The organism is Erythrobacter sp. S158 (assembly GCF_057364915.1).
In genome coordinates this window covers 2,506,550-2,529,576 of the sequence record NZ_CP200279.1, presented here as the reverse complement: position 1 = coordinate 2,529,576, position 23,027 = coordinate 2,506,550, and the positions used below count along the sequence as shown (strand labels likewise).

Genomic DNA, 23,027 nt, shown 5'->3' with positions numbered 1-23,027 from the left:
TGCGTTTGGGGCCATTGATCGAGCGGAACCCTCAGGAGGCCGCAGCACCTGGCGCATCGGCCGGATCGTCGGCAACGCTGAGAAGTTCGAATGCGAGCGAAGCCTGCGTTTCCGCATCGAGCCCCATCCTAAGCGCGCGTTCGAGCGCTGCGGCCTGATCGCCGAGCTCTGCTTCCCCGAACATCGCTGCTGTGCCAGCAAGCTTGTGGACCAGCCTGGCAAGCTCGTCGCGATTCTCTTCGGCCACGCTTTCACCACCCAGATGCCCCTGTTCGAGCGCACCTCGAACCGCCTCGATCGCTTCGCTGCGCCGCACGTTCCAGCGTTTGAGCAGCGTTGGCGAATGGCCGCCAGCTGCGTCGGGCTGACCGGCAGGCGGTGATGCCGCTGGCTCGCCCCGATTTACCGCTTTCGCGACCGGCGCAGGATGTTCCGCCGACTGATCCTCGACAATCCGCGTCGGCAGCCAGCGTTGGAGCATTCGCGCGAGGTCGGCAAAGACCAGCGGCTTTGCAAGATGGCCTTGCATCCCGGCATCGCGAGCAGCCGAGATGTCCTCGGGGAAGGCGTTTGCCGTCAGCGCGATGATCGGCAGGTCGGCCGGACTGATCCCCTCAGCCCGGATCGCGCGGGTTGCGGCATAGCCGTCACAGCCCGGCATCTGGATATCCATCAGGACGAGGTCGTAATGCGAGCCGCGCATTACCGAATCGATCACCATCGCAATCGCCTCGTTGCCATCATGCGCCGTGGCGACGCATTGCCCGCAGCGTTCAAGCATTTCGGTTCCCAGCATGCGGTTCACATCGTGATCCTCGACCAGCAGGATGCGCGATGCTTCGGGCAGATCGGCAGAGCTGGCCTCAGCTGCTTGGCTCAAAGCCGGGACCTCCGGCTCGACGTAATGTGCTGGCAGGATCAGGCTGAATGTCGAGCCGATGCCAACTTCGCTGCAGACCTCGATCTGGCCTCCGAGCAGCTCTGCCAACTGGCGACTGATCGTGAGACCGAGCCCTGTGCCGCCAAAGCGCCTCGACGTGTCGTTTTCTCCCTGCGTGAAGGGGGCGAAAATCGTCTGTACCCGCTTGGCTCCTATCCCGATCCCGGTATCCTTCACATCGACCCGGAATTGCTCTGCCTCAATCGAAAGCTGCACGTCGACGCTGCCCTTTTCGGTGAACTTTACCGCGTTCCCTATGAGATTGAGGACGATCTGCCTCAGTCTCAGCGCATCGGTTGCCACCCAGGGGTTCTCTTGCGTGCCTTCACCATCAGCGCCTGCCGCGTCCGACGCTGTGAAGTTCAACCGCAGGCCTTTGCCTTCAGCGTTGGGAAGGTGCAGTTGGGCACATTCAGCCAGCGTCGAGACAAGATCGACAGGCTGGCTGTCGATCGCGATCTGCCCGGCCTCGATCTTCGAAAGGTCGAGAATATCGTTGAGCAGCAGCATCATCGACCGACCCGATTCCACGATCATTTCGGTGTGGCGGCGATTGTCGGGATCGAGGTCGCCTTGCAGCATGAGTTCCGCAAAGCCGAGAACGCCGTTCATCGGTGTGCGGATTTCGTGGCTCATATTGGCCAGGAATTCGCTTTTTGCGCGCGCCGCGTTCTCGGCGTGGCGGCGGGCACGGGTCAGCAGGAGTTCGAGCTCTACGCGCTCGGTCACATCGCGGGCTGAAACCACGACGCCATCGCGCTCTCCGGTGATCGGATCGAGAACAATCGCGCAGTCTGCCTCGATGAACACGGGTGTGCCTTCCTCGTCGTCCAGCAGCCGCCGGTAGGTGATGCGCTCCTTGTCCGATTGACCGCTCAGCAAGCTGTCGAGCGCGCTCTCGATCCGGGCATGCGCGTCCTCCGGTCCGCGCGATGCGATCGGATGGCCCACCAGGTCCTCGGGCGGGCGGCCCATGACGTCTTCAACGGAAGGGGAAGCGTAAATGCAGACCCTGTCCCGGTCGAGCCGCAGGACCGCGTCCGTAATCGTTTCGGCAAGCAGCCCCAACTCGCCTCTTCCGCGCGCCAATTCCTCGGTCATCCGCTCTCGGCCAGCCAGGATCGCCGCAATCGGCAGTCCGGTAAGGAAGTTGGCCGCAACGAAGGCTTGCAGCACGAAAACCGCGTCCAGGGCCGACTTCGAATTGTTCACGATCGGCCCGTAACCGGCGACGGTCATCCAGCTTGCCACGCCTGCGATCATCGGGACGAACAAAGCTGTTCCAATTCCGCCACCCCTGAACGCAACCAGCAATGTGATGGGCGGCACCAGAAACAAAAGCGGATAGATATCCTGCCGGAACACCAGCCAGACCGCGACCAGCGCGACTGCGGTAAAGACTGCGCTCTTGAACAAGGCGGTGGTTTTCGGAGCGGTCGCTGTACGAACAGCGTCTGCGACAAGCAGAGCAGCCGGGACGACCAGGATCATTCCGAGGGCATCGGCGAGAAACCAGGTGAGCGCCCCTACCCATACTGGTTGGCCGCCAAGCGGAATGGCGAATGCCGCAATTGCGCTGGCGACCAGGGGACCGACGGCGCCTCCGTACTGGAGAAATCGCCCCAAATGCGCGAGCTCGGTCATGTCGGGCCGGGCGCCACATTTTGCGCGGGTCAGCCCGGTCACCAGCATGATCCCTGCAAGGTTGGCTGCGGTAAAAACGAGCGAGTTTGCAAGCGGTGTGCCCGCCACGACATTCGCCGCGACACTGGCTGCGGCGATGCCTGCATAAAGAGGGATTTCATTGCGTGCTCGAACAAGCAGCAGCATCGCAACCGCGCAGGCATTGGGCAGCCACACGCTCGCCAAAGCTGCATCGAAGCGCGATAAGTTGAGGCAGGCAAGCCCGAGAAGAAAGAAGCCGATGCCCGCAGCCAATCCGGCCATCAGGGTCTTGAAGTCGACGGCCCCTGTTGCTGGCAGGCCGCCAAGCGCGTTTGCCTGCACGGCAGTATCGTCAGTTGGCTGCGCTGTTGGCGCAAGTGCGGGGGCGCTCACGGCCATCGCTGAAAGAGCAGGATGAAGTTTCATAGGCCGACTGCGCGCGAAAATGCGAATGTCTCGGTTTCATTCACTGCGCCCCTTATTGATCGTTTGCTTTCGTCGCGATCGCGCGGACTAGGCTGGCGGCTCGCGTCAAACGGGCTTGGAACCATGCGTATTTGGTATGCGTAGGTCCTTGAGATACAGAAGCGCCCTAAGCGCCTGCATTTGCTGGAAACGATTTGCTGTCGGATATTCACGTTTGCGTGGCCCTGAATTGCTCAACCCAAGTGTTTCCCGCCCACTTCGTCCCCGTTCACTCAGCAACCTGTCACAGGATAGATGATAAAAAGACCCGCTCGCTATCAGGGAAAACCGAAAGGCCCGCGCTGGCCGCTGCTCGTTGGCATCGTCGTGTTCCACATCGCCGCGCTCTATGGGCTTTCGCGCTTCCTCGCCCCCGAGTTCACCGCTTCGGTCGAACGGGAGGTGGTCAACGCATTCACAGTCGTCGTCACCGTCCCTCAGGATGAGCCCGAATTGGAGCCCGAGCCCGACGAAGGGGCCGCTGGGGCGCCGGGAGAGGACGCGATCCCGGAGCCGGTGACCGCGCCCACCACGCCCATTCGCCGAAATCCCGAAGAGCGCCCGGAAGCCTCGTCGACGGGAGATGCTAGCCGCTCTGGCGCGCGCGAGGCCGGAGACGGCACTGGCGCAGAGGGGCAAGGGCTTGGCACGGGCAGCGGCAATGACGGAAGCGGTCAGGGCAATGCTGCGGAAAGGCCAAGCGTCCTTTCGGGCAGGCTGGATCCAAGGCGCGACTTTCCTGTGCCCGAAGGCGGTAGATCAGCGCGCTTTGGTTCTTCGGTAACGGTCGTGTTTACCGTCACCCGAGAAGGCCGCGCTCGCAATTGCTCGGTCGCGCGCACCAGCGCGGATGCCGAAACGACAGCGCTGGTCTGCCCTCTGGTCGTCGAGAAAATCCGGTTTAATCCCGCAAGGGACCGCGCCGGCAATCCGGTCGAGGCGCGTTACGGCTACCGCGTCGATTTTCGCGAGCGGTAGGAAGGGACAGGCTAGGCTCGCGAGCTTTCAGTCGATGATTGTGGTCAGCGCAAGCTCGATTTCTTCGAGACCATAGGGCTTCTGGATCACCCCTCCCGCGCCAAGCTCATTTATCTGGTCGTCGATCTCTGAATAGCCGGTGGCGACCACGAAGGGGATGTCCCGTGCGCGAAGCTCCTCGGAAACCGCGAGGCTCGATTCTGTGCCAAGATTGAAATCGAGAATGGCGAAATCGGGTGGGTTGCTTTTGATCGCCTCAAGCGTCCCTGCCACCGTGCTTTGCACGTCGATGTCCTCAACGCCAAGGACACGAAGATTGTCTTCTGTGCCCAGCGCGATGATCATGTTGTCTTCAACCAGCAGCACGCGATTGGGGAGTGATTTTTTCGGCGTCTTGCCGGACGCCTTGCCGGGTTTGTCACTGGCATCGGCTGCCTTTGGCGACTTTGCCGCCTCTTGCGGCATCTCGGTTTTCTCGCCCACGAAGCGGGCCGGTACGACGAAGTCGGCTTCGACCCCGCCAAGCGTGAAGCGCAAATCCGCCTCGCCGCTCAGTTCGAAGGGGATCGAGCGTTCAATGATGATCGATCCGAAGCTTCGGCGTGTGGGCGGCTTGACCGGAGGCCCTCCGCTTTCACGCCAGCCAAGTTTGAGAGCGCCCGCACTCGAAAGTCCGATGGTCACTTCGATCCGCCCGGTCTCGTTGGAAAGGGCGCCATACTTGACCGAGTTCGTAACCAATTCATGCAGGACAAGCGCCAGCACCGTGTAAGCCTCGGGCGTGACCAGCATGTCATCGCCGACAAGACGGCAGCGGTTCTCGTTGCCAGCAGCATAGGCAGCAAACTCACTCTCAATCAGCGATGAAAGCGGCGCCGGGGCCCAATTTTCGCGCGTGATGTTGTCGTGCGCGCTGGCAAGAGCGGCGATGCGGCCCCCGATGATCGACGCAAAGTCCTTCACATCATGCGCCGCGCCCTGCGATTGCTGCACGAGGCTGGAGATGAGATTGAGGATGTTGCGAACCCGGTGATTGAGCTCCGCGATCAGCAGTTCCTGCTGTTCTTGCGCTTTCTTGCGTTCGCGCGAGATCTCGTCAGTCATGCGCAGTACGATTTCGAGCAGCGTGACCCTCAGACCTTCTGCGATCTGCAGTTCGTCGTCTGACCATTCCTCGCTGCACCCTTCGACGGTCTGCTCCCAGGCATCGAAGCTGCCGCGCGGTTGCAGGCGTTCGCCCGGCGTCGCAACGGCTTTCTCGGGATTACCCGCCCACGTGACCTTCTGCGTCAGAGGGCGGCGCCACAGCACGAGGTAGTCGCGCGGACTGCGCGAGATGGGGAGGGCAAGCGCGCCTGCCGCGACATCCTTGAATCCCATAGCCTGTGGGATTTGAGACTGGATTTCCGATGTCGCGAAGTTTTCGCTTATCGGCATGCTGCCCAGAGTTGGCGTGATCGCGAGGAATTGCTCCCTCGTCGGAGCCACACCGCTGGTCATGTAAGTCTCGTCCATCAGGACCGACATTCCGTCGTGCTGGATGAGGTGCTTGAGCAATTCCTCCAGCATTGGGAGGTGCTCTGATAGTTTTGCTCCGCCAGCCAGGCGCACCATCAGCTGATCGTGCAAGGCGCGGCCACGGCTGCGCAATTCTTCTGAACGGTCGATCAGCAAACGATCGATCATCAGTGAGAACATCTGGCTGAACATGTCCGCCACTGTCCGCAATGAATAGGCCGGCAAGCGCGGCTCGTAGTGGTGACAAGAAATCATGCCCCACAATTCACCATGCCGAACGATGGCAATCGCGAGCGAAGCCTTCACGCCCATGTTCTTCATGTACTGGACATGCATCTGTGAATGGGCCCGCAACGTGCTCATCGACAGATCGAGCGGTTCATTCTTGATCGACAGCGTCGGCTCGATCAGTACCGGCGCTTCTTCCATGTCGGCGATGATGCGGAAACGGTTGCGGCGGAACAGCTCGCGCGCCTGCTGAGGGATATCCGCGCGCGGATATCGGAGCCCCTCATAGGACTGAAGATCCTCGCGCTTCTCTTCAGCGATCACTTCGCCGCTTTCGTCTGGGTAGAACTTGTAAATCATCACTCGGTCATATCCGAGCATCTGCTTCACCAGTTTCGCAGCTTTGCGGCACAAAGTGTCGAGGTCTCGGATCGGCTCAAGCTGGGCGAGCGCTGGACCCATCAGCATCAGGTGATCGGCGTATCCCTTCGCATCATGCGGCTCGAACTCGATGATGTATTTGCCCTCGCTGCAATGCAGGGCGCAATCGAACAGCTCCGCTTCTTGCGTGAACCTGATGCCGAAGATGCGCTCGACCGCGTCGGCACCTTCAAGCCGCGATGCCGCCTCGCGTAGCACCTGGAGGGCGGCGGGTTCAATGATGTCGGCCAGTTTGGTGCCCGGTTCCGGCAGGGCGTCGATCGCCAGCAGCTTGGCGCAATTGACCGAACGCTGCGAGATGACCCACTCGGAATTGGTCACCAGCATGCCACCAAAGGACTGGACCGCAGCGATATTATGGATCGGCTCACGGTCGCACTCGGTCAGCGCCTTGGGATTGTACGAGATGTTCATGATGCTCGTGCCGCGAGGGTTGGCGTTGGCTCGGTCCGGTTCGGGGTAACAACGCGAAGGAAATGGTCGAAGACCGATTTCGCAGCGGCACTGGCAGCCTGAACTTCGGCAGGGTCGGCAGGACGCTCGATCTGGCGGCGTAGCGACTTCCAGAAGGTCAGCATGTCCTCATCACCGAGAAACGCATGGGGCCAGCTGGCGGCATCGCTGCCGCTCTTGCGCATCTCGCCAAGGATTGCGCGATTGCCGAGCGACGAACCTGCCAGCACCCAGGCCGCACCAAGAGCCGATGCCGCAAGCGACACATCGTCCTGGCTGTTTGAAATAGCGAAACTGGTCGCGGGCGGGGGAAGGTCATGGCCAAGCGCAGCAAGGTCTTCGGCAATGCGGGGGGTTTGCGCGGGCGCAAGGCATTCGATCGGTGCATGATGGTCAAGCCAGGCTTCGACCGGACGGCGCGCTGCATATTGCAAGCTCAGGAACCGGGCGTAGTCGGCGCGCGACTTCCAGCCAGCCACTTCGTGCATGGTCATGTCGAGCTGATCGTGCAATCGCGCGGTTTCGCGGCGCAAGACGGCCCTAAGATCTGGAGCAACGACTGCCAAAATATCTGGACCCCGCTATATTTGGGCCACAAGCACCGCCAAGTCAGCGATATGCCTGCGCCTAGAAAGCACGATCCCACCTGTGCGATGTGAGGGGCTTATGACACCTGCCCTGTCAGTTGACAAGGACATTGAAAAGGCTGCCGAATTGCCGGTACGGCTGCAAGCACAACCCCCTCGGATTTGGCTTTAGTTTCAGCTCTTTTCGAGCAATCGACCGCCATGTTTACGAACGGCTTTCTCCAGCGTCCCGCGCAAAAAGCCGAGAATGGCTGGAAGATCGAGGTCAATCGTCACCGAGTCTTCGGCGATGTCGATGCCGCCTTCGATCTGTTGTCCGGCGGCCACGATGAACAGGTCCATCCGGTCCTCGTGCGGCCAGCTTGTTTCAACGCTCGCCATGCCGGGAGGGAAGTAGCTGCCGATTTCGTGGCCGTGCTTGTGCATGCGGCGGCGCACTTCTTCCTTGCCGAGGGAATGGGGGAGCGAGACGCGCATTACCGTGGCTCCTTCGCTTTTTCGGGCGTGGCGGCAAAATCGGGGAGCGGAACGCCGGAGCCCTGCTCACCTTGCTGGCCGGTCATGTCGGCGAGCAATTCATCGCCGCCATAGCGATATTCGAGATAGCGCGACTTGACCGCGAGATCATCGAGCGCGCCTTCGGCAAGTTTGCGCGTCACCCGGTCGACTTCGCCCGACAGCTTCGTGAGGCTGGTGACGAGGCGTTCGTCGGCGGTCCCGCCGGCATGTTCCTCGCTGCGCAGATGGGCCGGGATCTTGCGGTAATTTTCGATCGTCTCGGGGATGTACTCGCCCACAAGCTCGCGAACTTCGTTCATAGCGGGGTGCCCGGTATCGAGCGTTTCGAGCTGCACGCCAAGCGCGTCGAGTTGCATGCCAAGCTGGTCTACGATTGCGACGGCGGGCGCTGGCAGCGATGCGCGCTGCGCTTCAAGCCAAAGCTCGGTCCGGGCAACCATCTGCTTGGGATTGCCCTTGCCGAGTTCGGGGCGCTTGGGAACTTTCACCTTGGGGAAATTCCCGAACACGAAGGCCGCCGCCATCACCGCAAGCGCGACCATCATCACGCCAGTAAAGCCGATACCGTTCAGGACCACACCCGCAATCGAGGCGCTGATAAAGATCGTGAGGATCGCGCCAGCGAAATACTTCGCGCGCTTGATCCAGTTCTTGCGCCGCTCCGCGCCCGAGCCTGCCCATTTGGGAGGGCCGGGGCGATGTGTGCCGCCCTGCTGCTGGGTGACCAGCGAACGCTTGGCGGCGCTCATGATCTGTTCGGAATCGCGGGTGGTATCGTTCACGTTTGCAGCGTTCCTCAGCTATCCAGCCCGAGCAGCGACGGCTCCGAGGCAACCTTGGCCTGCGCCTGAGACTGCCCTTCGGCGCGGGCGATATAGCCTTTCGACTTCTCGACCTCGTCGCTGAGCACGTTCACCGTCTGCTTCATGCTGGCGAGCGCGCGGACCTTGAAGTCGTCGACCTCGTCCATCGTGTCGTAGATGTTCTGGAACGCGCGTTGCAGCGTTTCGAGCGGGATGGTGCTCGACGCCGCCTGCTCATGGATTTGAGCGGTCTGTTCGCGCAGCAGCGTGCTGGTGGAATCGATGATGTCGCTGGTGGTCTGGTTGAGCGAAGTGATCTGCTGAAGCACCAGCTTCTGATTGGTCATCGCCTGCGCCACCGTCACCGCCGTGCGCAGAGCGCCAACAGTCGTGGTCGAGGCACGGTCGACGCCCTTCACCAGCTCGACATTGTTCTTTTTGACGAGGTCCAGCGCGAGGTAGCCCTGCACCGAGACCGCCATCTGCGTCAGCAGGTCCTGTGTGCGCTGACGCACATAGAACAGCGCGCTTTCACGCAGCGCCTTGGCTTTTTCGGGATCGGAGCTGTCGAGCTCAATCGCCTTTTGCTCAAGCCGCGCATCGAGCGTCTTGGCGATGTGGATCATCTGCTCGAGCTCGCCCATCGCTTCCCAGAGCTTTGCACGCTCGGTGTCGATGGCGGCGTTGTCGAGATGCAGCTCCTTCTTGCCGCCTTCGAGCCGCTCGAGGATCGCCTGAATGTGACCCTGCGCGCTCGTGTAGCTGTCGAAGTAGTTTTTCAGCTTGTTGCCGAAGGGGATGATGCCGAACAGCTTGCGCGGGCTAAGCAGCTTGCCCTTGCGACCCGGATCGAGGTCTTCGACCGTGCGACGCAGTTCGGCAAGATCGCTGCCAACGCTGCTGTCCGCGTCCATCGCGCGCACCGGGCGATCGAGGAAGCGGTTGGAATGCGCGGCGGCGGCGCGGATCTGTTCCTGGCCCATGCGGGTGATCTGGTCGACCTTCTCGCCAAAGGCGGGCGAGTTTGCATCGGTCGAGACGAGGTCGGTCACGAAGGCATCGACTTTGGTGTCGAGCTTCGATTTCTGCTCGTCGGAGACAGGAACAAGGCCCGCTGCCTTTTCAGGTGCAACGTCAGGCACCGGTGCAGGCGGTGTCAGTTCGAAATCTGTCGCCGTCTTGGTCGGTGCGGAAATGTTCAGGTCTGGCGTAGTCTCGGTGCTCATGCGTCTGGTTTTGCTCCCTCAGCTGCTCAGGCGAAAGCGTTTCGCTGACACCCCGCAGCCCTCCTACTGTATTAGTGATCTAAAACACGCGTTTCAAGCCACTGACGATATGTGAGCGAAGGTAGCGCGTTTCGCGTCAGCGCGCCAAGCGGCATTTTGCGCCAAGCCTCCGCTGCACACACGCAATTTGCTTTCACAGCGCATCCGATGCGAGTAAGGGCGCTCATCAAGTATCGGGACAATCCACTGTTGTGAGCGACGAAAAGACGACCACCCCTTCGCCTCAGGCGCCTTCGAGCCTTGGCCATACGCCTATCCCTGAAAAGACCGGGTCGATTGCAGACTCGAACGAGGGCATGTCGATTTCGCGAGTGCTGTTCTCCTTCCGCCGCTGGTGGCGCGAGGATGTGGTGGGGACCGTCGACCAGGCGCGCGTGATCGAGAAGCGGCGCGCCGAATGCGCCCTGTCCGAGCGCTATCTGTTCATGACGGCGATGAGCGCAGGGATTGCGGTGCTCGGCCTGCTGCTGTCTTCGCCTGCGGTCGTGATCGGCGCGATGCTTCTTTCGCCATTGATGGATCCGATAATGGGCCTCGGATTCGCACTTGCGATCGGCGATTATGCGTGGCTCAAGAAATCAGCACGCAGCCTTGCCTATGGCACGCTGATGGCAATCGGATTGACCGCGCTGCTGGTCTACATGTCGCCGATCCAGACCATCACGCCCGAAATTGCGGCGCGCACGCAGCCGAACCTGTTCGACCTGTTCGTCGCGCTGTTTTCGGCGCTTGCCGGCGCTTATGCGATGATCCGCGGGCGCGAGGGCACAATTGTCGGTGTGGCGATTGCGACCGCCTTGATGCCGCCTCTTGCGACTGTGGGCTTTGGCCTTGCGACGTGGAACTGGACGGTCTTTTCAGGCGCGCTGCTTCTTTACGTGACCAACCTCATCACCATCGCTCTGACCGCGCTGGCTATGGCGCGCCTGTATGGCTTCAAGACCGCGCTGAGTTCGCGCAACACCATTTTCCAGAACCTTGCGGTTGCAGCTGTGTTCGTTGCGCTCGCGATCCCGCTTGCGCTCTCGCTCCAACAGATCGCGTTCCAGACCAACGCCCAGCGCGTGATCCGCGCCGAGATCGAGGAGCCTTTCGTCGCCGGAACCGAAATCTCGCGTTTCGATGTCGATTTCCGTGCAGAGCCGATCGTCGTGGTCGCCTCTGTCTACACTCCCGAGCCCGAGACCGAGGCCGAGGCCGAGATCGAACGGGCGCTGGCGAGGCGGCTTGGACGTCCCATCGAACTCAGCCTGACGCAGCTGCAGGTCGGCACCGCAGCGAGCGCTGCCCAGGCCGCGCAGCTTTCCGCCGCGCGAGCCAGCGAGGAAGCCGCCGAGCTTCAACGGGCAGAAAATCTCGCGACCCGGCTCGCGCTGGTTGCTGGTGTGTCGGAAGAGGATGTTACCGTAGACCGCACCCGCAGACGGGCGACGGTGCGTGCGGAGGCGCTCGACGGTGCGACGCTGGCTGCCTACCGCGCGCTAGAACTGCGGATCGCGGATACGGAGCCTGACTGGTTCATCGAATTGCTCCCTCCGATTGGCGAACTTCCAGACAACATTCCGTTTGGCGAAGACGGCCCGACACCGGCTGGCGCGCAGGCGCTGGCGGTGATCGAATGGTCGGCGGAGCGGATTAACCTGCCTATCGTGCTCGTGGGACCGCAGGAGCAGGCCTCGCAAGCCGCCGAGCTCCTCGCTCAGCGCGGAGTAAGCGTGACAGTGCGTCCCGGCGCGGGTCCCCTGCGCGCCGATTGGGGCGGGCAGTAGTCACAGCACTGCTCGCTGAGGCACTCTCGGTCGCGCCAGCGACCGCAAGCGTGACCACGCGCCCGCAGGCGCAGCGAGCAACAGCGCCGAGGAAGCTCGCGCTAATGGGCGAGCACACAACTTACGCAGCGAGTTCCAGCGGTACGATCTCACCTGACAAGTACAGCTTCTTCGCCTTGGCGCGGCTGAGCTTGCCCGAGGACGTGCGCGGCAAGGTGCGCGGCGGGACCAGTTCGACAACGCAGCTCATGCCCGTCACCGAACGGACCTTGTCCGAGATCTGCTCGCGCAGTTTCAGGCGCTCGACTGGATCCGACACGCGGCAATGGACCAGCACGGCGGGCGCTTCCTCGCCATTGTCGGTTTCGAGCGCGAAGGCGGCGATGTCGCCGTGGTTGAAGCCGGGAAGCTGCTCCACCGCCCACTCGATATCCTGCGGCCAGTGGTTCTTGCCGTTGATGATGATCATGTCCTTCGCACGGCCCACGATGAACAGGTAGCCATCGGCCATGTAGCCCATGTCGCCCGTGTCGAGCCAATAGCCCATTTCCGGGTCGTCGCTCTCGATCAGGCAGTCTTCAGTCGCTTCCGGGTTGCGGAAATAGGAGTGCATGACACTGGGGCCGCGGCACCAGACCTTGCCGATCTGGTGGTCGGCACGGCTGTGGCCGTCCTCGCCGCGGATCTCGACTTCCATGTCGGGCAGCGGCTTGCCGCAATTGACGATCGCGCGGTAGCGGGCCGGGCGCGAGATATCGCGCGGCGTGCCTGACAAACGCTCTTCCTCGACCAGTTCGACGCGAATGCCTTCGCCCGGCGGCATCACCGTGACCGCAAGAACCGCTTCGGCAAGGCCGTAGGACGGGGTGAAAGCCGATGCCTTGAAGCCCGCGTCCGAGAACGCGTTAACGAAGCTTTGCATGACGTCGGGACGGATCATGTCCGCGCCATTACCCGCCAGCCGCCAGCGCGACAGGTCGAAGCGTTCGGCAACGTTGCTCTGGCTGGAAATACGGCGCGCGCAGATGTCGTAGCCGAAAGTCGGCGAATAGGAGACTGTGTTGCCCTTGTTGCGGGTGATCATGTCGAGCCACGCCAGCGGACGGCGCGCGAACGCGTCAGGCTTGAGGAAATCGACCGAGAACTGATTGGCGACCAGCGACAGGAAGCAGCCCACCAGCCCCATGTCATGATACCACGGCAGCCAGCTGACGCAGCGATCGCCGGTAGTGAGGTTCATGCTTTCGGCATGGCCATAAAGGTTGTGAAGCAGCGCCTTGTGCGTGACCGCGACCCCGGTTGGGAAGCGGGTCGAGCCGCTCGAATATTGCAGGTAGCAGATATCTTCGGGGTCAGCTTCGGGCAGAGTGACCTGCGGTGCTGCGCGGGTTGCGAAATCCTCGTAGCTCTCGCCCGCGCAACCCTGGCGCTCGGCAGCCGAAGCGGCCATTTCGCCAATTTCCGCCGGGTACAATAGCAGCGCCGGATCTGAGCTATTGAGCTGCACCGCGAGCTGATCGATATAGCTTTCCTTGCCACCAAACGTGGTCGGCAGCGGCAGCGGTACAGGCCATGCGCCCGCATAGATGCAGGCGCAGAACGCGGCGGCGAAATCGGCACCGGTCTCCGCGATCAGTGCAACGCGGTCCTGCGGCTTGATGCCCCATTCGATCAGGCGATAGGCCATCTCGATCCCGTCCTCGCGCATTTCGGCGTAAGGATAGACGCGCTCGAGCTGGCCGCGCATGTCGTGAAAGTTCATGCCCTTCTTCGAACGGGCGGCGTAGTCGATCGCTTCGTTGAAGGTTGCAAACTGCGCGCGAATGCGCGGCAAGTCGCAATCGTTCGGCGTCGGCGTAAGTGCGGCGTCGGTCATTGTCGTGGCGATACCCGTCAATTGCTGTGCGCGGTGCGGCGCGCTAAATTCATCCCCTGCCGGTACGGATCCCTCCAATCCGGCTTAATTTTTTCCCATTTGATAAGGACTGTGGCACGAATAAGGCGAAATGGTTTCACATGGAAGCAAAACGTCATCACCCGGTAGTGATCCGGGACGCCCTGAGGGGAATGATGACGCTTGCGAAAAATCGAACAAACCGCGCAAATCCAGAGGCTTTCGGGAGCGCAAGGCACGCAAGTCGCGCCCTCTCGACGAAACCAGCCTGAAAGATCTAGCGCTTGCCTATGTTGCGCGTTTTTCCACGACTGGTTCCAAGCTTGAAGGATATCTCGCGCGCAAGATCCGAGAGCGCGGAGTGGCCGAGGATGAAGATGGCCGCCTGAAAGAGCTGGACGTAACAGGGTTGGTCACGCGTCTCATAGAGCTGGGTTATGTCGATGATGATGCCTATGCGCGGGCCAAATCCAAAGGGCTCACCGCGCGCGGATACGGCGCACGGCGGGTCGAACAGGCTCTTTGGGCAGCGGGCGTGGAGGAAAGCGTGCGCGAGGACAATGCGCCCAGTGTTGCCGAAAGCCGCCGCGCCGCCATCCTGCTCGCGCGCAAACGTGCCTTTGGCCCATTCGGTCGTCGCGCCGATGAAGACGAACCGCCCGAGGCTCGCCATAAAAGGCGCGAAAAACAGGTTGCCGCGATGCTTCGTGCAGGGCACTCGTTCGAAACGGCCGCGTTCATCGTGGATGCACCGGGCGGCGACGAAATAGACGAATGGCTGCAAGAAGCCGAAGACGAAGAAGCGCAGGAAAAGGGCGGATCATGGTACGATTGATTGCAGGATTGGGAGCGATGGCGCTGGTGGCGTGTTCGCCCAATGGCTCTGCGGCTCAGGATACCGCACATGCCCCTGCTGCCGAAACGGGTCCCGCCTTGTCAGAAGCCGGTCTGCAACTGACCGACGTAACCGTCGTCAGCGGCGATGAGCGCCATACTTTCGTGACCGAACTGGCGCTGACCAATGCCGAGCAGGCGCGCGGCATGATGTTCCGGACCGAAATGGGCGATGATGAGGGAATGCTGTTCCCCTCTTATCAGCCGCAGGCGCGCAGCTTCTGGATGAAGAACACGCCGCTGCCGCTCGACATAATCTTCATCGGTCCCGGCAACCGCATCACCAATATCGAGGCGGGCGTTCCCTATTCGACCGACAGCGTCTTTTCCGACGGCCCGGCGGTCGCGGTGTTCGAGATTCGCGGGGGGCTGTCCGAAGAGCTCGGAATCAAGCCGGGCGATATGGTGGAATGGGAGCTGCCCGGGTGATCTTGCATCTTGGCGCTGCCTGTCAGTTCGGCTAAGGGCGCGCCCATGGGAATCTTCGGAAAAATCTTCACCTGGTGGGACGGCGCCACCATCGGCACACATTGGTGGTCGAAGCGCGTTGGCGGCGAGCATGTCGGCACTGATGCGGAAGGCAACAAATACTACCGTTCCAAGGGTAAGGATGGACCGAACACCGGCTCCTACACCCAGAAGGAACGCCGCTGGGTGATCTATAACGGTCTGAACGACGCAAGCCGCGTGCCGAGCGAATGGCACGGCTGGCTGCACGGCGCGTTTGACGATGTGCCGGAAAGCAATCTTCCGCCCGCGAAGATCTGGGAAGCCGACTACACGCCCAACGCCACGGGCAGCGCGGATGCTTATCTGCCCAAGGGCGCGCTTGAGCGCGGCGGCAAGCGTGCCGCGACCGACGGCGACTACGAAGCCTGGGCGCCGGAGGGCTGATCGCCCCTCACGCAATGCACGCCCGCTTCGCTCTCCTCGCCATTCTTCCCACATTCGCGCTCGCGGCGTGCGGCGAGGAAGAGAGCGAGCCTGAAGCTGCCGCAGTCGAAGAAACGGCTGAGGAAATTGCAGGGCCGGATGAGGCACCGGCGCTCACGCCGCTTGAGGTCGGCGAATCGACCCCGATGCAAGAGCGTGTCGCGACGATCGGGCTCCTCAACAAACGCAACAATGTGAGCCAGGACCTTGAGCTAAGTCCGGGCGAGACTGCCGAGGTCGGGCCGGTGATCGTGCGGCTGGAGGCATGCGAACGCACAGCGCCATACGAATTCCCGCAGGAAACCGGCGCATTCGTCCAGGTCGACGTGCTTGAGCGCGGAGCCAGCGAACATGCCCGCATTTTCTCAGGCTGGCTGTTTAAGGAAAATCCCAGCCTGAACGTTGTCGAACACCCGATCTACGATGTCTGGGTCAAAGACTGCGCGATGAGCTTTCCGGGCGACGAATAATCGGGATTGTACGGATCGCCATGGGCGAACCGTTGATAGGTCACATCAAGGCCGAGTTCGGCTTCCCCGCGCGCTTTCTCGACGAGCGCGAGGTAATCCTTCTGCGGCATCTCCACCGCGCCCATCGAGGCGAGGTGGTCGGTCATGAATTGGCAGTCGAGCAACTGGTAACCCGCCTCACGCAGCATCGCGACAAGCCAACACAGCGCGACCTTGCTCGCATTACTCACAAGGCTGAACATGCTTTCGCCGCAGAACACCTTGTCGAACGAGACACCGTAGAGGCCGCCCACAAGCCGCCGCTCGCCCGCATCGTCCGTAAGCCAGCATTCGAGCGAATGCGCATGGCCGGCACGGTGAAGGCCGGTGTAGCTTGCCATGATGCGTTCGCTGATCCAGCTTTCGGGATGGCCCGGACGCGGCGCGGCGCAGGCGCGCATCACTTCGGTAAAGGCCTCGTTATGCGTAACCTCGAAGCGGTCTGAGCGAAGCACCTTGCGCAAGCTTTTAGAGACGTGGAGGCCGCTTAGCGGAATGATCGCCCGGTCGCGCGGCTCTACCCAGAAGATGTCCTGATCCTCGCGCTTGTCGGCCATCGGAAAGATACCGCTGCGATAGGCAAGCAGCAGCGTCTCGACCGGGATGGTGGCGCGAAGTGGCGAGTGCATAATGTCGCAGACTGTATCAGAGCGATATTGGCAGGCTAGTTAATTTGCGACGGATTGAGCGGACATTCTCCCGGCGAGACGAGGCACTGAACAAAGAGGTGTTGCCTATCGCCCGCATCGCGGATAAAGCGCGCCCTTCCCAATGCAGGGGTGTAGCTCAGCTGGTAGAGCATCGGTCTCCAAAACCGAGGGCCACGGGTTCGAATCCTGTCACCCCTGCCATTTTTCTCTTTTGTTATCCGCAGCCCATGCGGGCTGCGAAATCCTCGCTCACACGGCCCGACGGCCTTGCGGTTGCTGAAGCGACCGTTTCGAGCGCAAATTCATCTTGATGACTGAATTTCGACGCGAAGGCGTCGCAAGCGCGACCGCGCGCCCGAGCCTATGCGAGGAAAGCCAAGCGGGCCGGATGGCCCGCGCCCGGCGCTTGAGGGCGTCAGTATGAATGAATGCTAACCATTCCGCTCAGGTTTGCGCCAGACGAACCGTGCTTTTTGGTCGCTGAGTTGAGGGGCGTGATCCGAGCCCCCTCGCATTCAAGGAGGACGATCATGAGCCAGTACAGCTTCCGCTCTTCGAAACCCGATCACTGGGTTAGCCCGCGCCCGCATTCCGACCCGAGCCAGCGCTCTCTCGCCTACGGCCCGGTCCAGTCGATGCACGAGCCCAGCTGGCTGGCGAAAATCCTAGGTTGGTACTGACCATCCGGACGCCAGCACTCAATCTCCAGACAGTTTTTGGGAGGCCCGCTTTCGCTGCGGGCCGCGTGGGGGAGGGGCGCGTCGTTTGCGCGGGGCGCCCCACTTGCGCAAAAGCCACCTGTCATTTCGCGGGAACAAATCGGCTGCTGCGGACTTTTTCTTCCCACACGATGAGTAGATTATCCAAGGAGATCAATCCAATGACCTCTGCGCCGATCCGTTCGAGCACCCCTGACGAGTGGTCCAGCCCGCGCCCGCACACCGACGCCAGCCTGCGCCGCATGAAGTACGGCGCGGTGCGTCCCATGGAGGAACCGGGGCTCTTCGCGAGATGGTTCGGACGCCGCTGAACGCCTGACCCGAAGCCTTCGCACAAACAAAAACGCGCCCGGTGATGAACCGGGCGCGTTTTGTTTTGGTCAACTGATCGGAAGAGCCGGTCAGTACTCGTTCGGCTCTTCCGGCGTGTCTGCCGTGTGGTTGGGCCCTGCATCCTTGATGCCCTGAGCCAGTTTGAACACCACGCCTGACAGCAGAAGCAGAGCGACGAGGTTCGGCAAGGCCATTGCTGCGTTCGAAATGTCGCCCAGACGCCAGACCAGCTCGGATGGCTGAGCTGCGGCGAGGAAGATCACCACGCACCACACAACGCGCCAGATCATATGCAGCACCTTTTCGCCGCCGCGGCTCGATCCGGGCACACGATCATAGATGAAGGTGATCGCGCGCTCGCCATAATAGCTCCAGGTGAGAAGCGTGGTGAACACGAACAGGATCAGCGCGATGCTGGCGATGAGAGTGCCGATCGCGATGCCAGCAATCTCCGTAGGGAACGCCGCAGCAAAGGCGCCGCTCGTCATCTCGAAACCGACCCGGTCCGACTGCCATGCGTAGCTCACGGCTTCGGTGCCTGCGGTGAAGTCGCCGCGGACGGTCAGGATAACAAGGGCGGTCATGGTGCAGATCACGATCGTGTCGATGAACGTGCCCAGCATCGCCATGCGACCTTGCTTTTCGGGGTCGTTGGTCTGTGCAACTGCGTGCGCGATAGCGGTCGAACCCTGCCCTGCCTCGTTCGAGAAGAGGCCACGCGCGACACCGGCACGCAGGGCCATGATCATCGCAGCACCGGCAAATCCGCCAGCCGCCGCCGCCGGATTGAACGCGCTGTAAACGATCAGGTAAAGCGTACCGGGCAGCTCCGAGAAATTGAGGATCAGAGCGATAATCGCCATGATGATATAGGCGGCCATCATGAACGGAATGACCTTTTCGGCAACGCCGCCGATCGACTTGATCCCGCCGATGATGACGACAAAGACCAGGATCGCGACGATCAGCCCGCCGAGCCATTCCTCGATCCCGAACAGTTCCTGAAGGCCATCAGCCACGGCATTCGCCTGGATCGAGTTGCCCGTCACCAGCGCGGAGAATAGCGTGCCGATACAAAAGACGATGGCGAGCCATGTCCACTTTTTGCCAAGGCCCATCATGATATAGGTCATCGGACCGCCGCGCAGCACCCCATCGCTGGTGCGCTCACGATAGCGGATCGCGAGCGAGCCTTCGGCAAAGGCGAGCGCCATGCCGAAAAGAGCGGTGATCCACATCCAGAAGATCGCACCGGGCCCGCCCAGCGCAATCGCGGTCGCGACACCGGCAAGGTTACCCGTACCGACCTGTCCAGAAAGAGCGGTCGAAAGCGCGGCAAACGGCGAGATTTCCCCGTCGCCTTCGCCCTTGCGACCGGCGAAGAGCCCCTTGAATGCCGCGCCAAGATTGCGAAGCGGGTAGAACTTCAGACCGATCATGATCCAAAGGCCAATGCCCAGGAGCAAGATCGTCATCGGCGGGAAGGGGATGACCTCGACCCCGTTCCAGGTGCCTCCCCAGATGAAATCCGACACGTTGGTAATCGGCGCGATCCAGGCTTCTGCGCCCGATACGTCTGCAGCCATTGGTGGCTATCCCCTTGATTGTTTCCCCGAAGGTGGGCCGGCTCTCTTTACGGCCCTCAACGATAAGCGGCGCACGCTAAGGGCGAGCGCGTAGCTTGGCCAGCCTTAATCTTGCGGGTTCCCCTTGCTTTGTTCGGCCGTGCACCATATTAGCAACTTCAATTCCGACATTGGTAGCCGCACAAAAGCCCCTCCGTGACCTTGTTCCGGGCGGCGACGAGCCCTACCTGAAAGCCGGATCAGATCGACGACGCGACACGCGAAAGGCGCAAGAGAGATGGCTGACGAGCAAAAGGCCGTAGCAAAGAAGACCAAGACCTCGATTCCCGAATTCGTGAATCAGGTCCGCACCGAGACTAGCAAGGTCGTATGGCCGACGCGCGAGGAGACGATCCGCACCGCGATCTTCGTCTTCATCTTCATGGTGATCCTGTCGCTGTTCTTCTTCGGCGTCGATTCGCTGTTCAATGCGCTGGTCAACTTCCTGTTGACCCTCGCCTAAACGCCAACTTCCTGCTGACCCTCGCCTAAGCGCCAGAATTCTCAAGGACCAAACGCATGTCACGCTGGTACATCATCCACGCCTATTCGGGCTTTGAAAACAAGGTCAAGGAAGCGATCATCGCCGAAGCTGACCGTCTTGGCCTGTCAGAAGGCGTCGAGGAAATCGAAGTCCCGACCGAGACCGTGACCGAAGTGAAGCGCGGCAAGAAGGTCCAGGTCGAGCGCAAGTTCATGCCCGGCTACGTTCTCGCCAAGCTGCGGATGAACGACGACATCTATCACCTCGTGAAGAACACGCCCAAGGTGACCGGCTTCCTCGGCAACAACAACAAGCCGCAGCCGATCTCCGAAAAAGAGGCCGCTCGCTATTTCGGCGGCGTCGAGGAAGCGAAAGCCGCGCCCAAGACCCAGGTCAGCGTCGACTACGAAATCGGCGACCAGGTCAAGGTGCTCGACGGTCCGTTCGCCAGCTTCAACGGCGTGGTCGAGGAACTCGACTTCGACAAGGCGAAGGTCAAGGTTTCGGTCTCGATCTTCGGCCGTGCAACGCCGGTCGAGCTCGACTTCGAACAGGTCGAACTGGTCAAGTAGGACCGGCGCTGCTGCGAAAGCGGTTTTATCGCTGCGATCAGGCGCCATCGCCCCACATCAGCCAGACAAAGCTCAGCTCGCTCTCGCCAGAGGCATTCCAGAACGTCACCGGGATGCCGGGCGGCGAAAACAGCATCTCGCCTTCGCGCGCGCTGAACTCCTTGCCCATTTGTGCATCACCCATTACCCCGCGCGCTTCGCCCTTGATGATCACGATCATGCGCGGGAAGGGAACCGAGATCGTGGGCGCCTGCTCGCGCCCGAGCCCTGCGGGTACGTGATAGACCGCGCTGCGGAAGCCTTCATCATAGTAGAGCGCCGATGCCGGCGCGCCGTGAACGACCCGCGCATTGCCTGACCCAAAGCGCGTGGTTTCAGGCAGACCGGTGGTCCAGAAGTGGAAGATGAGCCGCCGGGTCATGTTCTCGTGGGGGGCACTGCGCTCGAACCCCTCGCTATAGAGGACGTCAAGCGGGGTCTTATCGGCGGAGGTCGCTGCGCCCATCGCGGTGAGGCCGTTCCAGACGCCCTGCTCGATCAGGTTGAGCGTCTCGCGGTCTGTCTTGAAATAGAAGTATTCGCCGTTCGGGAAACCTTGGTGCACGGACACTTCGCGGCCTTGGCCGGTGCTGCGCGAGACGACATGCCATCGCATCCCGTCGACCTCGATGCCGAAAGTGATGTCGGCCGCCGAAGGGTCGTCCGCGTAGTCCTGCGCGAACCGGTCAAGCGTTGCAGAAAGGGTATCGCGCACTTCGGGTTCGCGGTTCTGGGCTGCAAGCGGCGAGGCCAGCCCGAGCGAGAGACACGCGGCGAGCGACAGGAATGCGGGGGTTCGATTTGCCATCTGTTTTCTCCTTCCATAGACAGATGGCATGGCAGAAACTCCGGGTGGCGATGGTGCTCAAGCAGCGATGAACAAAGCGCCCGATCCAATTCACGAAATGCGAGAGGAAACCGTTCACGTCGCGCGAAATGCAAGCTTTCGGCGTCGTGCGCTGGCATCATGGGCGGTAACCGCCGCGCTCGGCGGGCTGTTTCTCGGCTTGATCGGAGCTACGGGGTCATACGATTATCCGCTTGCGTTTCGCGTTCTGTTCTGGGGCGGGATGTGCGCGATCGGCGGACTGTTTGCGCTGGCTATAGAAGCTGCGCTCGACCAGTTTGCGCCGCGCCTCGTCAATCCGTTTGCGTGGTGGCTGGCGATGACGCTGGCGCTTGCGACGGCGATGATCCCGGTGATCTTCCTCGCCAATTCGGGTGGAGGAACAGCGCCGATCGATGGCTTGCCCATGTTCGCGGGCAATTCGGTAGTGATAAGCGGGGCGCTGGTTCTCCTGCGGATCGTTGTAGGATTGCTGTTGCAACGCGAGGTGGCTCTTGACCCGAGTACGGCGGTCGCACCCGAGGCTGGGGCGAAAGTGCTCGCGCGATTGCAACCGGCGTTGCGCGATGCGCGTTTGATCGCGCTTCAGTCCGAAGGACATTATGTCCGCATCCATACGGATCGAGGCGACGAGCTGGTGCTCGTGCGCCTCCGCGATGCGATAGCCGAGACTGTGCCGGTCGAAGGGATGCAGGTGCACCGCTCTTGGTGGGTATCGCGCGAGGCAGTGCGCGGCGAAACGCGCGTCGACGGCAAGCTGGCGCTTCAGCTCGACACCGGGGTGACAGCGCCGGTCAGCCGTTCCTTCACAAAAGCCTATCGCGATGCGGATTGGTAGGAACCGCGCGCGGGGACCAGCTCGCTTGTGCGCTCAAGCTAGGCGACAGGCCTGGCAGAGGCAATCATTGGCATGGCCGGCCAACGCCGCTAGCTTTCCTTGCGAAAGAGAGGCTCTTCGAAATGGCGACCGCACTGGCTGACACTCCGACGCATGACTTGGCGCCGTTCCTGAATGGCCGTTCGCTCGACGAGACGTTCGAGCGGTTCGACCGCGAGGGCTATGTGATCTTTGAAAGGGTGCTCGACGATGCGGCGATCCAGCGGCAGATCGACGCGCTCGAGACGTGGCTTGGCCATGACGTGCGCGGGCGCAACAATTTCGAAGGCGCGGATTCAAACCGCATCTATGCGATGCTGGCGAAAGACCCGGTGTTTGCGGACCTCGTGTCGCACCCCTTGCAGCTTGCATTCGGTGAACGCGAGTTGGGGCGCAGTTTCCTTCTTTATGCGTGCCTCGCCATCAATCTGCTTCCGGGAGAGACCGCGCAGCCGTGGCACTACGATGACAGCCATTGCAATCTTGCACGGCCTCGCACGCCGCTTTCGATGAGCACATTCTGGTCGCTGACCGAGACCACCGACAGCAATGGCGCGACTGAGATCATTCCGGGAAGCCATCTTTGGGGTGACGAGCGTCCTGACGGCGCTTCCGGCCCGGAGGATTTCCTTACCGGCAAAGTCGATGACGACCTGCCCGACGGTGCGGATCCGCAGGCGATCAAGGCGACCATGCCTCCTGGATCACTAATGATCGCCAAGGGGACCTTGTGGCATCGCGGCGGAGCGAATTCGTCGGACAATCGCCGCCTCATTGTCACTCCGCAATTCTGCATGGGCTGGTGCAGGCCGCTTGAACAGCAATTGCTCGCCGTGCCGCCGGAGAAGGCTGCCAAGCTGCCAGCGCGAGTTCAGGAGCTGCTCGGCTACTCGATCCATGAACCCTTCATGGGCTATGTCGACGGCATGCATCCCAAGCGGGTTCTGGCGTCGCTTTAACTCGCCTTCATCACCACGCTCTTGGCGCGCCTCGGCAAAG

At 61.6% G+C, this 23,027-nt stretch carries 22 protein-coding genes and 1 tRNA gene; 13 read left to right on the top strand and 10 right to left on the bottom strand.

The features are described from left to right. Positions 1-31 precede the first annotated feature (31 nt). Positions 32-3,031, bottom strand: a complete 3,000-nt coding sequence (locus AC0V6T_RS12290) for an ATP-binding protein (RefSeq protein ID WP_486127260.1) — start codon at positions 3,029-3,031, stop codon at positions 32-34. 294 nt (positions 3,032-3,325) lie between these two features. Between AC0V6T_RS12290 and AC0V6T_RS12285 the strand changes: the two genes are divergently transcribed. Then, the gene (locus tag AC0V6T_RS12285) at positions 3,326-4,048 is read left to right on the top strand and encodes an energy transducer TonB (protein ID WP_486127258.1); all 723 of its coding nucleotides are present in this window, start codon (positions 3,326-3,328) and stop codon (positions 4,046-4,048) included. A gap of 27 nt (positions 4,049-4,075) precedes the next feature. Here AC0V6T_RS12285 and AC0V6T_RS12280 read toward each other — a convergent pair whose 3' ends face one another. The 5 genes from AC0V6T_RS12280 to AC0V6T_RS12260 all read right to left on the bottom strand — a co-directional run bounded on the left by AC0V6T_RS12280 (position 4,076) and on the right by AC0V6T_RS12260 (position 9,823). Beyond that, the gene (locus AC0V6T_RS12280; protein ID WP_486127256.1) at positions 4,076-6,649 is read right to left on the bottom strand and encodes an HWE histidine kinase domain-containing protein; all 2,574 of its coding nucleotides are present in this window, start codon (positions 6,647-6,649) and stop codon (positions 4,076-4,078) included. Continuing rightward, positions 6,646-7,221 (bottom strand): biliverdin-producing heme oxygenase, encoded by a 576-nt coding sequence (locus tag AC0V6T_RS12275; RefSeq protein WP_486127254.1) that lies wholly within the window; start codon positions 7,219-7,221, stop codon positions 6,646-6,648. The genes AC0V6T_RS12280 and AC0V6T_RS12275 overlap by 4 nt, the downstream gene beginning before the upstream one ends. A 228-nt stretch (positions 7,222-7,449) precedes the next feature. After that, entirely contained in the window at positions 7,450-7,752 is a 303-nt protein-coding gene (locus AC0V6T_RS12270; protein ID WP_007166168.1) for a polyhydroxyalkanoic acid system family protein, read from the bottom strand. After that, positions 7,752-8,576 carry a hypothetical protein gene (locus AC0V6T_RS12265; RefSeq protein WP_486127252.1) on the bottom strand — a complete coding sequence of 275 codons (825 nt, stop codon included), beginning with the start codon at positions 8,574-8,576 and terminating at the stop codon, positions 7,752-7,754. The genes AC0V6T_RS12270 and AC0V6T_RS12265 overlap by 1 nt, the downstream gene beginning before the upstream one ends. 14 nt (positions 8,577-8,590) lie before the next feature. Then, complete coding sequence (locus AC0V6T_RS12260) at positions 8,591-9,823, bottom strand: toxic anion resistance protein (RefSeq protein WP_007166170.1); 1,233 nt, start codon at positions 9,821-9,823, stop codon at positions 8,591-8,593. Between the two features lie 251 nt (positions 9,824-10,074). On the opposite strand from AC0V6T_RS12260, the gene AC0V6T_RS12255 reads away from it, so the two are divergent. Next, positions 10,075-11,652, top strand: coding sequence for a TIGR00341 family protein (locus AC0V6T_RS12255; protein ID WP_486127250.1), 1,578 nt, complete (start codon positions 10,075-10,077; stop codon positions 11,650-11,652). A gap of 121 nt (positions 11,653-11,773) precedes the next feature. On the opposite strand, the gene AC0V6T_RS12250 is transcribed toward AC0V6T_RS12255, so the two are convergent. Continuing rightward, positions 11,774-13,528, bottom strand: a complete 1,755-nt coding sequence (locus tag AC0V6T_RS12250; RefSeq protein ID WP_486127248.1) for a fatty acyl-AMP ligase — start codon at positions 13,526-13,528, stop codon at positions 11,774-11,776. Between the two features lie 130 nt (positions 13,529-13,658). On the opposite strand from AC0V6T_RS12250, the gene AC0V6T_RS12245 reads away from it, so the two are divergent. Genes AC0V6T_RS12245 through AC0V6T_RS12230 form a run of 4 tightly spaced genes read left to right on the top strand, consistent with a single transcriptional unit; the run spans position 13,659 to position 15,843 of the window. After that, positions 13,659-14,381, top strand: a complete 723-nt coding sequence (locus AC0V6T_RS12245) for a regulatory protein RecX (RefSeq protein WP_486127246.1) — start codon at positions 13,659-13,661, stop codon at positions 14,379-14,381. Continuing rightward, positions 14,369-14,869 (top strand): DUF192 domain-containing protein, encoded by a 501-nt coding sequence (locus AC0V6T_RS12240; protein ID WP_486127244.1) that lies wholly within the window; start codon positions 14,369-14,371, stop codon positions 14,867-14,869. Before AC0V6T_RS12245 ends, AC0V6T_RS12240 begins: the two co-directional genes overlap by 13 nt. A gap of 45 nt (positions 14,870-14,914) precedes the next feature. Further along, positions 14,915-15,334, top strand: coding sequence for an NADH:ubiquinone oxidoreductase subunit NDUFA12 (locus AC0V6T_RS12235; RefSeq protein WP_486127242.1), 420 nt, complete (start codon positions 14,915-14,917; stop codon positions 15,332-15,334). 14 nt (positions 15,335-15,348) lie between these two features. Further along, complete coding sequence (locus AC0V6T_RS12230) at positions 15,349-15,843, top strand: DUF2155 domain-containing protein (RefSeq protein ID WP_486127240.1); 495 nt, start codon at positions 15,349-15,351, stop codon at positions 15,841-15,843. On the opposite strand, the gene aat is transcribed toward AC0V6T_RS12230, so the two are convergent. Next, positions 15,792-16,511 (bottom strand): leucyl/phenylalanyl-tRNA--protein transferase, encoded by a 720-nt coding sequence (gene aat, locus AC0V6T_RS12225; RefSeq protein ID WP_486127238.1) that lies wholly within the window; start codon positions 16,509-16,511, stop codon positions 15,792-15,794. The genes AC0V6T_RS12230 and aat overlap by 52 nt on opposite strands. A gap of 146 nt (positions 16,512-16,657) precedes the next feature. Between aat and AC0V6T_RS12220 the strand changes: the two genes are divergently transcribed. From AC0V6T_RS12220 to AC0V6T_RS12210, 3 genes are all read left to right on the top strand, one after another. Continuing rightward, positions 16,658-16,733 (top strand) — tRNA-Trp (locus tag AC0V6T_RS12220). A 329-nt stretch (positions 16,734-17,062) separates the two neighbouring features. Continuing rightward, positions 17,063-17,212 carry a hypothetical protein gene (locus tag AC0V6T_RS12215; RefSeq protein ID WP_193353881.1) on the top strand — a complete coding sequence of 50 codons (150 nt, stop codon included), beginning with the start codon at positions 17,063-17,065 and terminating at the stop codon, positions 17,210-17,212. A gap of 200 nt (positions 17,213-17,412) precedes the next feature. Beyond that, entirely contained in the window at positions 17,413-17,562 is a 150-nt protein-coding gene (locus tag AC0V6T_RS12210; protein WP_486127236.1) for a hypothetical protein, read from the top strand. A 90-nt stretch (positions 17,563-17,652) separates the two neighbouring features. Here the strand turns inward: AC0V6T_RS12210 and AC0V6T_RS12205 are convergent, their stop codons facing one another. Beyond that, positions 17,653-19,170 carry an alanine/glycine:cation symporter family protein gene (locus tag AC0V6T_RS12205; protein WP_486127234.1) on the bottom strand — a complete coding sequence of 506 codons (1,518 nt, stop codon included), beginning with the start codon at positions 19,168-19,170 and terminating at the stop codon, positions 17,653-17,655. A gap of 277 nt (positions 19,171-19,447) precedes the next feature. Between AC0V6T_RS12205 and secE the strand changes: the two genes are divergently transcribed. Beyond that, positions 19,448-19,672 (top strand): preprotein translocase subunit SecE, encoded by a 225-nt coding sequence (secE, locus tag AC0V6T_RS12200; protein ID WP_007166180.1) that lies wholly within the window; start codon positions 19,448-19,450, stop codon positions 19,670-19,672. A gap of 56 nt (positions 19,673-19,728) precedes the next feature. Beyond that, positions 19,729-20,265, top strand: a complete 537-nt coding sequence (gene nusG / locus AC0V6T_RS12195) for a transcription termination/antitermination protein NusG (protein WP_007166181.1) — start codon at positions 19,729-19,731, stop codon at positions 20,263-20,265. A gap of 37 nt (positions 20,266-20,302) precedes the next feature. Here nusG and AC0V6T_RS12190 read toward each other — a convergent pair whose 3' ends face one another. Further along, entirely contained in the window at positions 20,303-21,112 is an 810-nt protein-coding gene (locus AC0V6T_RS12190) for a hypothetical protein (protein ID WP_486127231.1), read from the bottom strand. A gap of 28 nt (positions 21,113-21,140) precedes the next feature. Between AC0V6T_RS12190 and AC0V6T_RS12185 the strand changes: the two genes are divergently transcribed. Beyond that, a complete protein-coding gene (locus AC0V6T_RS12185) occupies positions 21,141-21,989 on the top strand; it encodes a LytTR family DNA-binding domain-containing protein (RefSeq protein WP_486127230.1) in 849 nt (282 codons plus the stop codon). 122 nt (positions 21,990-22,111) lie between these two features. Next, positions 22,112-22,987: a phytanoyl-CoA dioxygenase family protein gene (locus tag AC0V6T_RS12180; protein WP_486127228.1), complete on the top strand. Its 876-nt coding sequence runs from the start codon at positions 22,112-22,114 to the stop codon at positions 22,985-22,987. Positions 22,988-23,027: the final 40 nt, after the last annotated feature.

Coding starts and splice junctions, on each gene's coding strand:
- AC0V6T_RS12250 (WP_486127248.1), bottom strand. CDS start 13,528: ATGACCGACGCCGCACTTACGCCGACGCCGAACGATTGCGACTTGCCG.
- AC0V6T_RS12210 (WP_486127236.1), top strand. CDS start 17,413: ATGACCTCTGCGCCGATCCGTTCGAGCACCCCTGACGAGTGGTCCAGC.
- AC0V6T_RS12240 (WP_486127244.1), top strand. CDS start 14,369: ATGGTACGATTGATTGCAGGATTGGGAGCGATGGCGCTGGTGGCGTGT.
- AC0V6T_RS12185 (WP_486127230.1), top strand. CDS start 21,141: ATGGCAGAAACTCCGGGTGGCGATGGTGCTCAAGCAGCGATGAACAAA.
- AC0V6T_RS12180 (WP_486127228.1), top strand. CDS start 22,112: ATGGCGACCGCACTGGCTGACACTCCGACGCATGACTTGGCGCCGTTC.
- aat (WP_486127238.1), bottom strand. CDS start 16,511: ATGCACTCGCCACTTCGCGCCACCATCCCGGTCGAGACGCTGCTGCTT.
- AC0V6T_RS12285 (WP_486127258.1), top strand. CDS start 3,326: ATGATAAAAAGACCCGCTCGCTATCAGGGAAAACCGAAAGGCCCGCGC.
- AC0V6T_RS12290 (WP_486127260.1), bottom strand. CDS start 3,031: ATGAAACTTCATCCTGCTCTTTCAGCGATGGCCGTGAGCGCCCCCGCA.
- nusG (WP_007166181.1), top strand. CDS start 19,729: ATGTCACGCTGGTACATCATCCACGCCTATTCGGGCTTTGAAAACAAG.
- AC0V6T_RS12215 (WP_193353881.1), top strand. CDS start 17,063: ATGAGCCAGTACAGCTTCCGCTCTTCGAAACCCGATCACTGGGTTAGC.
- AC0V6T_RS12230 (WP_486127240.1), top strand. CDS start 15,349: ATGCACGCCCGCTTCGCTCTCCTCGCCATTCTTCCCACATTCGCGCTC.
- AC0V6T_RS12205 (WP_486127234.1), bottom strand. CDS start 19,170: ATGGCTGCAGACGTATCGGGCGCAGAAGCCTGGATCGCGCCGATTACC.
- AC0V6T_RS12235 (WP_486127242.1), top strand. CDS start 14,915: ATGGGAATCTTCGGAAAAATCTTCACCTGGTGGGACGGCGCCACCATC.
- AC0V6T_RS12270 (WP_007166168.1), bottom strand. CDS start 7,752: ATGCGCGTCTCGCTCCCCCATTCCCTCGGCAAGGAAGAAGTGCGCCGC.
- AC0V6T_RS12190 (WP_486127231.1), bottom strand. CDS start 21,112: ATGGCAAATCGAACCCCCGCATTCCTGTCGCTCGCCGCGTGTCTCTCG.
- AC0V6T_RS12245 (WP_486127246.1), top strand. CDS start 13,659: ATGGTTTCACATGGAAGCAAAACGTCATCACCCGGTAGTGATCCGGGA.
- AC0V6T_RS12280 (WP_486127256.1), bottom strand. CDS start 6,649: ATGAACATCTCGTACAATCCCAAGGCGCTGACCGAGTGCGACCGTGAG.
- secE (WP_007166180.1), top strand. CDS start 19,448: ATGGCTGACGAGCAAAAGGCCGTAGCAAAGAAGACCAAGACCTCGATT.
- AC0V6T_RS12260 (WP_007166170.1), bottom strand. CDS start 9,823: ATGAGCACCGAGACTACGCCAGACCTGAACATTTCCGCACCGACCAAG.